The organism is Burkholderia sp. Ac-20353, assembly GCF_017104785.1.
GTDB lineage: Bacteria > Pseudomonadota > Gammaproteobacteria > Burkholderiales > Burkholderiaceae > Burkholderia.
The window spans coordinates 1-11,456 of the sequence record NZ_JAAGPL010000246.1 but is presented as its reverse complement, the minus strand read 5'-3'; the positions used below and the strand labels follow the sequence as shown (position 1 = coordinate 11,456).

The following is an 11,456-nucleotide window of genomic DNA, read 5'->3' as shown; positions in this document are numbered from 1 at the left end:
CACGCCCGGCGCGCGCCGCCGGGTGCGTCGCCGGGTGTGCGTCGCCGTGCGCTCCGCCGGGTGCGTCGCCTGGTGCGCCAGCTAACGCCCGCGCTCAGCTCAGCAACCCTGCCGCGACGTTGATCGACAGGCCGAGCACGGCCATGTTGAAGTAAAACGACAGGATCGACTGCGACAGCGCAGCGCGGCGCGCGGCGCGGTTCGCGAGCGACACGTCGGCGGTTTGCGATGCGACCGCGATCGTGAACGCGAAATACAGGAAATCCCAGTAGTCGGGCTCGGGCTTGCTGTCCGGGAAGTGCAGCGCGCGCTCGGCGGCCGGCGACGCGTAGTAGAGCCGCGCGTAGTGCAGCGTGAAGATCGTCGGGATCAGGAACCACGCGCCGAACAGCGTCGCGGCCGTCACCGCATAATGGCCCAGCCCGGCGCTCAGGCCAATGCCCTTCGCGGTCGCGAGCTCGATCGCGATCGCGGCGACGCTCGCGACGGTCGCGAAGCAGATGATCGTCAGCACGGTCGTCGCATTCTCGTCCTCGCGGATCGCGATCTCGCGCACCTGATGATGATGCGCGGTCACCATGCGCACCCACATCAGCACGAGATACAGCCATACCGCACAATCCCAGCCGATGAGCGCGCGCACGGTCGAGCGCAGCGGGAGCGGCAGCAGCAGCGCGCACAGCACGCCGGCGACGAATGCGGTCACCATGCGCGGCCGGTTGCGTAATACCTGCGGGTAAAAGGTCATCTTGCGTTTCCGAAAGCAATTGAAAGGCGCCGGTTAGCGCGGGCGGGAGCGGGCCTGAGCGAGCCTGACCGGCTGGTACCGCCCCGATTATCGCCATTCCGGCGTGTCGTGGCGATGTACACGAGCGCCTAAGATAAAGGGATGACTGCCTCCCCCGCCCTCTGCCGCCATCCCGCGAACACCGTCGGCCGCGACTTCGTCGTCGGCGACCTGCACGGCTGCCTCGACGCGCTACGCGCGTTGCTGCACGACGTGCGTTTCGATCCGGCGTCCGACCGTTTGTTCTCGGTCGGCGACCTGGTCGACCGCGGCCCCGACTCCGAAACGGCGCTCGACCTGATCGATCGACCCTGGTGCCACGTCGTGCGCGGCAATCACGAGGAAGTGCTGAGCCTCGTCGCGCACGGCAAGCTGCCGGCCGACGCGTGGCGCGGCATCGGCGGCGACTGGGGCGCCGACCTGCCGCCCGAGCGGCTGCGCGCGCACGCGGCGCGCGTCGACGCGCTGCCGCTCGTGCGCGTGATCGGCGACGGGCCCGAGCGCTTCAACGTGCTGCACGCGGAATTCTTCGGTTCGGATGCCGAGCTCGACTCGGGCATGTATGCGCCGGACGTGCGCGAGCGCCTGATCTGGGGACGCGATCTCGTGCAGGGCCTCGCCGATCCCGACCGGCAGCATGGCCTGTCGCTGACGTGCAGCGGCCATACGCCGGTGCGCAAGCCGCTGCGGATCGGTTCGCAATGGTTCATCGATACCGGCGCGTTCGCGCCGTCCGGACGGCTCACGCTCGTCGAGCCGCGCACCGGAAACAGCTGGTCGGTGTCGCAGGCGGAAGCGCGCGAACGGCACGCGGGCGACTTGCCGCTGCCGTGAGCCCCCCCTACCCGACCAGATTCAGCTCGAATACCGCGTCGATCGCCGTGCCGTTCCAGTTGTATTCGAGATACGCCGCGTGATGGCAGTCGCGCAGGATCGTCGTGCGAAACGCCGCCAGGCATTCGCCGAGCGGATCGCGCACCGACGGATAGACGATGCCCGCGCCGCCCGCGTCGTGCACCGCGCGCCCGAGCGCCTGCCCCGCGCCGTAGTTGCGCGGATGCAGCAGCGCCGGATCGCGCTGCGCCCATGCGCGCACGTCGGCGACCTCGCCCTCCACGCTCACCGTGTAGAGCCGCATCTGCTGGCGCATCGGCGGCTCCTTCGTCGCGGCCAGGAACAGGCCGCTGTGGTAGCGGGTTTCGGCGATCGCCGTGTCGCGCGAGCGCGCGCAGTAGAACACGCCATAGCTGCCGTCCGAGAAGCGGCTGCCCTGCGGATTCAGGTGCGTGAACGCGGCCATGATCGGCCCCCAGCCGAGCCCGTAGCGCCGCTCTGCCGACGGCACGAGGTCGAGCGTGCCGACCTCGTTGCGGATGCGGTCGTTGGTCAGCGATTCGAGCGCGTACAACGCGTCGAAATCCTCCGCCGACGCGACGCGGTCGAACAGGTTGATCGCCGGAAAGCGGGTGGGGATGACGCGATACGCGGGCGTCCAGTCGAGGGCCGTGGTCGGCCAGTTCGTCAAGGCTTCAGGAATGTTCACGCCCACCCGCCCCGCATTGCGTCGAGATACTGGCGAACCGCGACGAGATCGCCGACGTTGCCCGCCAGCATGCGGTCCAGCGCGCGCTTGCCGCCGAACGGCGCCGCGTCGTTCGGCCGCTTGATCCACGCGTCGGCGGCGGCCGGCTGCGGCAGCAGGATCTGCAGCGCCTTGTAGATGCCTAGCAGCAGCGACAGGCGCTCCAGCGTGTCGCGCGGCAGGCGCGCCGCTGCGGGCGCGGCCTTCCATTTGAAGAACGTCGAGCGGCCGGGCGACCCGAGCAGCACGATCTGCTCGTCGACCGTCAGCGACCAGTCGCGCGCGATGTTGAAGAACGCGCGCAGGCCGGCCGCCGACATCTGCTCGACCGAAGCCTGCGGTGGAACCGGATGCGGGACATATGCGGGCTGGGTCATGATCGTTAGTCTCAAAACGAATTCACTAACAAGATTAGTCCATTTTCGTATTTTTGCAAGGATCGACGCCCGGCCGCCGACTCGGGTTTGTCTCCGGGTTTGCCTCGACGTCGATATTTTTTGTCCATTCTGGACTCCGTTTTTATTTTCTGCGTTAATGGCAGTGCGGACAGCCCGCTCGCGCATGCGTCGGACAGACCGCGCGATATCACGCGGCCGCAACCGGCCATCCGGCTGAAACCGTGTCGTACGGAACCGGAAAAACCACGCCAAGGAGCGCACATGAAGAGACTGATTGCCGCCGTTTCGATCGCCCTGCTCGCGGTATCGGCAGGCACCGCCGTCGCGAAGGACTGGACCACGATCCGCTTCGGCACCGACGCGAGCTATGCACCGTTCGAGTCGAAAGCGCCCGACGGCAAGCTCGTCGGCTTCGACATCGATCTCGGCAACGAGATCTGCGCGCGCCTGAAGGCGAAGTGCGTGTGGGCCGAGAACGACTTCGACGGAATGATTCCGGCGCTGAAGGCGAAGAAGTTCGACGCGGTGCTGTCGTCGATGTCGATCACCGCGCAGCGCGCGCAGCAGATCGCGTTCACGACGAAGATCTACAACCAGCCGACGCGGCTCGTCGTGAAGAAGGGCTCGCCGCTGTTGCCGACGCCCGAATCGCTGAAGGGCAAGTCGGTCGGCGTCGAACAGGGCACGACGCAGGAAGCGTATGCGAAGACGTACTGGGCGAAACAAGGCGCGAACGTCGTGTCGTACCAGAACCAGGACGGCGTCTATGCGGACCTGCTGGCCGGCCGGCTCGACGCCGCGCTGCAGGACGAGGTGCAGGCCGACCTCGGCTTCCTGAAGACGCCGCGCGGCGCCGGCCATGAATTCGTCGGGCCGGAACTCGTCGACGAGAAGGTGCTCGGCGTCGGCGCGGGTATCGGCCTGCGCAAGGAAGACGCGGACCTGAAGGCGAAGATCGACCGTGCGATCCTCGACATCGTGAAGGACGGCACCTACAAGCGGCTCGCGTCGAAATACTTCGACTTCGACATCTACGGCGGCTGACAGGACACCGAAACAACGCCGAAGCAACGCCGCAGCAAAAAAGGCTGCGGCCGGACGAGCCGGCCGCAGCCTCCCCCCTTTCCGGCGCATCCGGGGTACGCGCCGGTCGGCAGCTCAGCCTCCCGTTCCTGCGAACGTCGGCAGCAGGATCCGGTAGATATGGATGAATGCGGGCCCGAGCAGCACGGTCATCAACGCAGGGAAGATGCAGAACAGCAGCGGGAACAGCAGCTTCAGCGCGATTTTCGCCGCGCGCTCCTCGGCACGCATGCGCCGCCGCGTGCGCAGCATGTCGGACAGCACCCGCAGCGATTCGCCGATGCTCGTGCCGAAGCGGTCGGCCTGGATCAGCATGCTGCAGAACGTATCGATATCCTCGACGCCCGTGCGCAGCGCGAGATTGTGCAGCGCCGCGTCCTTCGTGAAGCCCGAGCGCATCTCGAGCAGCATCAGGTCGAGTTCGCTCGCGACGACCGGGCTGCTGAAGCGCAATTCCTCGCATACCTTCATCAGCGCCGCATCGAGGCTCAGGCCGGCTTCGACGCACACCGTCAGCAGGTCGAGCGCATCGGGGAAATCCTCGAAGATCGCCTGCTGCCGCGCCGCGACCTTGCGCGCCAGCACGGCGCTCGGCAGGTAGTAGCCGATCGTGCAGAACAGCACCAGCACCAGCGCGAGCCCGTAGCGGCTTTCGTCGAGCTTCGTCGCGATCAGGAACGGCAGCGCGATCATCGGCAACAGGATCGCAAGCACCGTCTTCGCCGCGAAATAGAGGCTCGCCGCATTCGGCGAGCGCCATCCGGCATTCATCATCCGGATCCGCAGCGGCGACTGCTCCCAGCCGGTCTTCGGCAGCGACAGCTTCGAGATCGGCTGCGACAGCTCCACGAGCTTTTCGGCCCATCCCGGTCCCTTGTCGGCCGGCAGGCTCGCTGCGCCGAGCGCCGCCGTGCCGCCGCCCGCCTGCACGATACGCCGCTGCATGCTGCGCGGCACGAGTACGAGCATCGCGACCAGCACGCCCGCGAACACGATCGCGAACAGCCCGGCCAGCACGACGATTTGCGTAATGTTCATGTTTTCCATGTCAGTTCCCCGATCGGTTCGTCAGGCATCCGGCGGCGCGGCGCTCAGACACGAATCCGGATGATGCGGCGCATCCAGATCACGCCGCAGACCATCAGCACCAGCATCAAGCCGACGACCTTCAGCCCGGCCGGATCCTCCCAGAGCACCGAGAGGAACTTGCGGTTGAGCGCCATCATCAGCGAGCCGGCGACGAACGGCAGCAGACCGAGCACCCATGCCGACATCCGCCCTTCGGCCGACAGCACGCGAATCTTGTCGAACAGCTTGAAGCGCTCGCGGATCAGCATGCCGATGTTGTCGAGCAGCTCCGCGAGATTGCCGCCCGTCTCGCGCTGGATCAGCACCGCGATCACGAAGTAGCGCAGGTCGCGGATCGGCACGCGCGTCGCGAGGTTCATCAGCGCATCGTGCAGCGACACGCCGTAGTTGATCTCGTCGAACGTGATGCGGAATTCGCTGCCCATCGGCTCGCTGAACTCGTCGCTGATCATGCCGATCGCGCTCGTGAACGCATGCCCGGACCGCAGCGCGCGCGCGATCATGTCGCACACTTCCGGCAGTTGCCGTTCGAGCTTGCGCATCCGGCGGTTACGGCAGCGCATCACGCGCAGCGTAGGCAGCACCGCGAGCGACAGCGCGATCGGCACGATCACCAGGAACGGCAGCGGCGTGAACATCAGCACGAACAGCGCCAGCGGCGGCAACGAGAGCGAGATGCCGATCAGCTTCGCCACCGACCAGCTCATGCCGGACTGCTGCAGCAACAGATCGAGCGACTGCACGCGCGGCATGCTCATCAGCAGCCGGTCGAGCGGCTTCGCGTCGTTGAGCATCCGGTCCTTGAGGATCGACAGCCGCTCCTGCTGCACCTGCCCGCCCGCCGACATCGCGCGGATGCGCGACTCGATGCGCTGCGCGGCCGCGCCATGCCGCGCGTTCCACCAGTGATAGAGCCCCTCGAACGCGAGCACCACCGCGACGAACATCAGAATCATGAATGCATAGAAAATCGGGTCCATGGCCATTCCTCGACATCGGACGGCGGCCGGCTCGCGCCGGCCGCGCGGTCAGTTCGCCTCGTAGCGGCGCGCCGGGTCGTACAGCGCATCGGGCAGGTTGATGCCGAACGCCTGCAGCCGCTCGGCGAATTTCGGGCGCACGCCCGTCGCGCAGAAATGCCCGCGCACCGTGCCGTCCTGGTCCATGCCCGTACGCTTGAACGTGAAGATCTCCTGCATGTTGATGATGTCGCCCTCCATCCCGGTCAGCTCCGAGATGCTGACGATCTTGCGCTTGCCGTCGGTCAGGCGCGCGGCCTGCACGACGACCGAGATCGCCGATGCGATCTGCTGGCGCATCGTCTTCGGCGGCAGCGTCAGGCCCGCGACGCTGATCATGTTCTCGAGGCGCGTGAGCGCATCGCGCGGCGTGTTCGCGTGGATCGTCGCGAGCGAGCCTTCGTGGCCGGTGTTCATCGCATTCAGCATGTCGAGCGCTTCGGCGCCGCGCACTTCGCCGAGGATGATGCGATCGGGCCGCATCCGCAGCGCGTTGCGCACCAGCGTGCGCTGCGTGATCTCGCCCTTGCCCTCGATGTTCGGCGGGCGGGTTTCGAGGCGCAGCACGTGCGGCTGCTGAAGCTGCAGTTCGGCCGCGTCCTCGATCGTCACGATCCGCTCGTTCGGCGGGATGAAGCCGGACAGGATGTTGAGCAGCGTCGTCTTGCCGCTGCCGGTGCCGCCCGACACCAGCACGTTCACCTTCGCGCGCGACAGCGCATCGAGCAGTTCCGCCATCGGCGGCGTGAGGCTCTGGTAGCGCACGAGATCGTCCATCTTCAGCGGGTTCACCGCGAAACGCCGGATCGACATCAGCGGGCCGTCGATCGCCGACGGCGGGATGATCGCGTTCACGCGCGAGCCGTCCGGCAGACGCGCGTCGACCATCGGGCTCGCCTCGTCGATGCGGCGGCCGACGCGCGACACGATCTTCTCGATCACCTTCATCAGGTGCGCGTCGTCGTAGAACGTGACGTCGGTCAGCTCGAGCTGGCCATGCCGTTCGACGTACACCTGCTTGTACGTGTTGACGAGAATGTCCGACACGCTCGGGTCGCGCAGCAGCGTTTCGAGCGGGCCGAACCCGAACATCTCGTCGTACACGTCGATCGCGAGCTGCCGGCGTTCGATGTCGTTCGCGGGCAGTTTTTCCTCGTCGAGAATGCGCGAGATCAGCGCGGTGATTTCCTGGCGGACCTGCTCGAGCGGCATGCGCGACAGACGCTCGAGCTCGACCCGCTCGAGCACCGCGGCATGGATCTCGCGGCGCAGCTTCTGATACGCTTCGCGCACCATCGATCCGGCCCCGCTGCCATGATCGGCACGCGACATGAAGGCCGGCGACCGTTGCAACGACATCTGTTCGCGCAATGACATGATGGACTCCCCGTAAGATTTCACATTGACTTGAGCTTCGGTGCGCCGCCGCGCCCGAACAGCCGCGCAATCAGCGGCTCGCTGCGTGCCGGGCCGTGCGTCGCGCGCTGGTCGCCTTCGACGAGCTGCTTCGCGCAAGCCTGCAGCGCGCGCGCCACCGCGCTGTTGCGCGCCAGGCGGGACACCGGATGCCCTTGATTGACCGATTCGAGCACGACGTCGACATCGTCCGGAATCACGCACACGGCGCGCATGCCGAGCACTTCCTCGAGCGCGGCGCGCGTGCGCTCGCTCGAACGCGCCTGGCGGTTCAGCACGAGGCGCAGCCGGTCGAGCGGATAGCCGAGCGACATCAGGATTTCCTGCAGCCGGCGGCCCGCGCGCACATGCGGCATCGCGGGCTGCAGCACCAGCTCGATCTGGTCGCTGCGATCGAGCGCGACCATCGACAGCTGATTGAGGCTCAGGCCCAGATCGAAGATCACGAAGTCGTAGCGCGGCGCCGCGACACCGAGAATCCACTCGAGCGCTTCCTCGCGCATCTCGGCGGCCTTCACGGGGTCGCCCGCGCCGGCGAGCACGTGGAACGTGTCCGTCACGCGCGCGACGCTCGCATCGAGAAACGCGCCGTCGAGCCGCTCGAGCTGCGTGCACAGCTGCGGCAGCGACGACGGCGGCGTATCGTCGGTTACGAGAAACGCCGCGTCGCCGAACTGCTGGTTCAGGTCGACCAGCAGCACGCGGCGCTTGTATGCCTCCGCGATCTCGTACGCGACGTTGCCGGCGATGAAGCTGGTGCCGGCGCCGCCCTTGCACGACAGGAACGACACGATGCGCGTGTCGTCCGTGTCGCGCCGGCTGCTCTGCGCGGCCGCACGCTGCAGCGCATCGGTCAGCGCAGGCGTCTCGAGCGGCCATGCGAGCACGTCGCGCACGCCTGCGCGCATCGCGTCGAGCAGCGTATGCGGCGACGCGTCCGCGGTGATCAGCATGCAGTTCAGGCCCTGGTGCAGCCGGCACATCCGCTCGATCGCGGACAGCTCGGCCGCATCGATCGACGCGCCGTCGATCATCAGCACGTCGAATGCATCGAGCCCGTCGGTGCGGTGTTCGATCTGCGTCGGCCGGCCGGCCGCACGCGTGACGCGATAATTGCCGCATTCGGCGACGAGCCGGGCAATTTGCGTCAGTCGCCCCGTATCGTCGGACGCCACGAGGATGTTGATCATGTTGTTCGCCTCGCCTGTTCTGTCATTGGCAAACCGGGCCGCCCGTCGACGTCGCCATGCTCTCGCGCGGCAGCGTCGTCGTGAACGGCGGCATCGTCACCGTCAGGTTCACGAATGGGATCAGCGTCGAAACGGTGACGTTCGATACCTTGACGGTCACGAACGTGCAGGTGCTGCGCGCGGTCGCTGCATCGGCATCGCAACCGGACGGCAGGTAGGTGAGCGACACGTTCGCGTTCGACAGGATCGGCAGCAGGTCCGTGATGCGCTGCTTGACGACCGACGCATCCGCGTCGCAGACGGTTGCGGTGCGCGCGCCGAGGCGCAGCGCCTCGCTCGCGGTATTCCAGTAGAACAGCACGCGGCCGAATTCGGCGATGCCGATCAGCAGCGTGCTGAACACGGCGGCGATCAGCGCGAACTCGACGGCGGTCGCGCCGAGCTGGCGGCGACGACGCGGCTTGGACAGGGCGCGCGGGTTCATGACACTTGCCTCATCACGGTGATGATGTCGCTGAAGATCAGTTGCTGCAGCCCGGGGAACGCGGGAATCGGCTGATACTGGTAGCCGGTGATCTTCACTTCGACCAGGTTGATGCTGCCCGCCGGCGTACCGCTCGCCGACCCGTTGTTGCTGTCGTAGGTCGGCACGTTCGCGAACTGCGCGGGATCGTTGGTACCGGAGCAGCCGGTCGTATGCGACGCATCGCAGATGACGACCATCGACGTCGTGAGGCCCGGCTCGAGCTCGGTACCCGACGAGCCGCAGGTCGTGCTGCCGTAGACGACGAGGCACTGTGCGTCCGATATCGGATACGCAGGATCGCTCGGCTTGAACGTCGACAGGTAGCGGGCCGCGTCGCGCGTCGCCTTGGTCAGCGCCTCGTACTGGTAGATCGCGCGGCCGAACTCGGCGACGCCGGTCACGAGCAGGATCATCGGGATCAGCACGATTGCGAACTCGACGGCCGCGACACCGCGTGTCTTCGAACGCCTGGCCAGATGCTTTTTCATGGTCGTCTCCTGGTCACTGGACGAGCATCGACACCTGCGGGCCGACCGAACTGCCGTCGCCCGGTACGCCTTCACTCGCGCACGGGTTGCCGGCCGCCGTCGACGTGCCGAGATACTCGACTTGCGCGACGATGCTGCCGGCGCCGCCGCTGCCCGCGCTCGAATCCATCGGCTCGAGCATCAGCACGCAGTCCCAGCGCAACACGGCCGTCTTGTGGGTACCGTTCGCGACCAACGCCGAGCAGTCGACTTCAGGCGCAAGCGCGATGCGGCGGTCCGCGCCGTAGGTCTGGTAACCGCTCTGGGTAAGCGCCGTGCCGCCCGTGCTGATCCCGGTCGCCTGGTCGCCCTGGTACACGTTATTCTTGAGCCGCGCGTTCACGAACTTCGTGTATGCGTCGGTGGAGCCGTAGATGTTCGACGTCGGCGCATCGCCCGTCGCCGCGTTGTAGGTCACGCCCGTGAAGTCCGGCGTGTTGTCCGGCGTGCCGGCCGTCGGCTGCTTGAAGCCGTGTCCGTAGACCCCGAAACGCGTATTCCATGCATCGGCGCTGGCAGCCTTCTGCCCCGGCGAGCCGATCTGCGAGCCGGTCGCGGGCAAGCTGCAATAGTTGCCGGTCAGCTCGTTGGTGATCTCCGAATTGCTGTTCGATCCGTCGAGCGCCGCCCAGCCGAAGTTCCCGGACCCCCACGTCGTCGTCGTGCCGAGCGCGCTCAGCCACTCGCCGGGCGTATGGCCGCCGCTCTTCTGGCAGAGGAACACCGGAATCGCGCAGGTCGTCTGCGCGGAGCCGGTGGTCGCCACCGCAGTCGCCGCCACCGACGCGTTCGCGACGTTCATCCCCGGCAGCACGTTCAGCACCTGCATGAACCAGTTCGGGATGTTGGTCAGCGACGCCGTGCACTTCACGTACTTGATCGTCGACGGCGACGTGACCGAGCTGGCCGGCAGGAACGGATTCGTCAGCGAATCGCTGTAGGTGACGCTCGAATTCGTCTGGTATTGCACCGGCGCGCCCTGGAACATCGCGTAGTTCAGGTGGCCGGCAGTGATGCCGGCCGCCTCCGAAACCGACAGGTTCGCAATCGCCCCTGTCAGATCGCGCGCGGCGGCCAACGCGCAGGCGTCGGCACTGTTCTGTAGTTCGCTCCGCGCGACGTACAACTTGCCGAGGTCCAGCGCGAGGCCGACGCATCCGATCAGTACCGCCAGCGTGAACGCGACGATTACTGCCACGACGCCGCGCTGACGATGGATGTTGCGGAAGGCCTGCGAGGGTTTAAAGACGCTGGACATGGCAATCTCCCTGAGCAACCTGTCGTTATTGGGCGCTGCCCTTGCTGATACCGATCACGAACGCATTGGCCTTCGGCTCCGGCGCCTGGAACGACTTGTCGTAGTTGTCCAGCGCGGCCGACGCAGCAGAGCCCGGCATGCCGGCCGAGGACGGCGCATGTTCGGCGGCGTGCGGATCGATGATCTGCGCTTGCAGCACGGGGCGGACCGATTCGCCGAAGCGGGTGTCCCACACCGGCGTCGACGACATGCAGCCGGCGAGTGCGGCGGCAAGCGGCACGGCGAGCGCCGCGCGCCGTGCGAAAACGAGGTAGGCGGATTTCATGAGCTTCCCCTTGGATGACTTAATGATCGGTGGACGACGACGTCGCGTTCGCATGGGCGACCTGCTGCACCTGGCGCTTGGCCGTGCCCCGCGAACCTGACTGCCCGGCTGCCGCGATGCGTGCGGCAGCCGCTTCGATGCGGGCGATGCGGGCTGCCGTCGCGGCATCCGCCGGCTGGGCTGCCTGCGGCGCAGACTCCGCCGCCGGCGTGGCGACGGGTGCGGTCTCCACCGCGGGCGCGGGTGCTGTGGGCGG

Annotated in this window: 13 protein-coding genes and 1 pseudogene; 2 read left to right on the top strand and 12 right to left on the bottom strand. The window is 67.0% G+C overall.

Annotation, left to right across the window (positions count from 1 at the left end):
• Positions 1 to 94: 94 nt before the first annotated feature.
• Positions 95 to 748, bottom strand: coding sequence for a DUF1345 domain-containing protein (locus tag G3N94_RS36375; protein ID WP_205799058.1), 654 nt, complete (start codon positions 746 to 748; stop codon positions 95 to 97).
• Positions 749 to 889: 141 nt separating this feature from the next.
• On the opposite strand from G3N94_RS36375, the gene G3N94_RS36370 reads away from it, so the two are divergent.
• Positions 890 to 1,621 carry a metallophosphoesterase gene (locus G3N94_RS36370; RefSeq protein WP_205799056.1) on the top strand — a complete coding sequence of 244 codons (732 nt, stop codon included), beginning with the start codon at positions 890 to 892 and terminating at the stop codon, positions 1,619 to 1,621.
• A 7-nt stretch (positions 1,622 to 1,628) separates the two neighbouring features.
• Here G3N94_RS36370 and G3N94_RS36365 read toward each other — a convergent pair whose 3' ends face one another.
• On the bottom strand, positions 1,629 to 2,336 hold the full coding sequence (locus tag G3N94_RS36365; protein WP_205799054.1) for an RES family NAD+ phosphorylase: 708 nt from the start codon (positions 2,334 to 2,336) through the stop codon (positions 1,629 to 1,631).
• Positions 2,327 to 2,746 (bottom strand): MbcA/ParS/Xre antitoxin family protein, encoded by a 420-nt coding sequence (locus tag G3N94_RS36360; protein WP_124600508.1) that lies wholly within the window; start codon positions 2,744 to 2,746, stop codon positions 2,327 to 2,329. The genes G3N94_RS36365 and G3N94_RS36360 overlap by 10 nt, the downstream gene beginning before the upstream one ends.
• Before the next feature lie 282 nt (positions 2,747 to 3,028).
• On the opposite strand from G3N94_RS36360, the gene G3N94_RS36355 reads away from it, so the two are divergent.
• Positions 3,029 to 3,811: an ABC transporter substrate-binding protein gene (locus G3N94_RS36355; protein WP_205799052.1), complete on the top strand. Its 783-nt coding sequence runs from the start codon at positions 3,029 to 3,031 to the stop codon at positions 3,809 to 3,811.
• 114 nt (positions 3,812 to 3,925) lie between these two features.
• Here the strand turns inward: G3N94_RS36355 and G3N94_RS36350 are convergent, their stop codons facing one another.
• The 9 genes and pseudogenes from G3N94_RS36350 to G3N94_RS36310 all read right to left on the bottom strand — a co-directional run.
• On the bottom strand, positions 3,926 to 4,897 hold the full coding sequence (locus G3N94_RS36350) for a type II secretion system F family protein (protein WP_205799050.1): 972 nt from the start codon (positions 4,895 to 4,897) through the stop codon (positions 3,926 to 3,928).
• A gap of 44 nt (positions 4,898 to 4,941) precedes the next feature.
• A complete protein-coding gene (locus G3N94_RS36345) occupies positions 4,942 to 5,919 on the bottom strand; it encodes a type II secretion system F family protein (RefSeq protein WP_205799049.1) in 978 nt (325 codons plus the stop codon).
• A gap of 48 nt (positions 5,920 to 5,967) precedes the next feature.
• Positions 5,968 to 7,335: a CpaF family protein gene (locus G3N94_RS36340; protein WP_205799047.1), complete on the bottom strand. Its 1,368-nt coding sequence runs from the start codon at positions 7,333 to 7,335 to the stop codon at positions 5,968 to 5,970.
• A gap of 20 nt (positions 7,336 to 7,355) precedes the next feature.
• Complete coding sequence (locus tag G3N94_RS36335) at positions 7,356 to 8,564, bottom strand: AAA family ATPase (RefSeq protein WP_205799045.1); 1,209 nt, start codon at positions 8,562 to 8,564, stop codon at positions 7,356 to 7,358.
• Positions 8,565 to 8,586: 22 nt separating this feature from the next.
• The gene (locus G3N94_RS36330; protein WP_205799043.1) at positions 8,587 to 9,048 is read right to left on the bottom strand and encodes a TadE/TadG family type IV pilus assembly protein; all 462 of its coding nucleotides are present in this window, start codon (positions 9,046 to 9,048) and stop codon (positions 8,587 to 8,589) included.
• Entirely contained in the window at positions 9,045 to 9,578 is a 534-nt protein-coding gene (locus G3N94_RS36325; protein ID WP_205799041.1) for a TadE/TadG family type IV pilus assembly protein, read from the bottom strand. Before G3N94_RS36325 ends, G3N94_RS36330 begins: the two co-directional genes overlap by 4 nt.
• Before the next feature lie 13 nt (positions 9,579 to 9,591).
• Complete coding sequence (locus tag G3N94_RS36320; protein ID WP_205799039.1) at positions 9,592 to 10,875, bottom strand: pilus assembly protein TadG-related protein; 1,284 nt, start codon at positions 10,873 to 10,875, stop codon at positions 9,592 to 9,594.
• Positions 10,876 to 10,900: 25 nt separating this feature from the next.
• Positions 10,901 to 11,200 (bottom strand): hypothetical protein, encoded by a 300-nt coding sequence (locus G3N94_RS36315; RefSeq protein ID WP_205799037.1) that lies wholly within the window; start codon positions 11,198 to 11,200, stop codon positions 10,901 to 10,903.
• Positions 11,201 to 11,219: 19 nt separating this feature from the next.
• Positions 11,220 to 11,456: pseudogene (locus G3N94_RS36310) on the bottom strand (secretin); the annotation flags it as partial.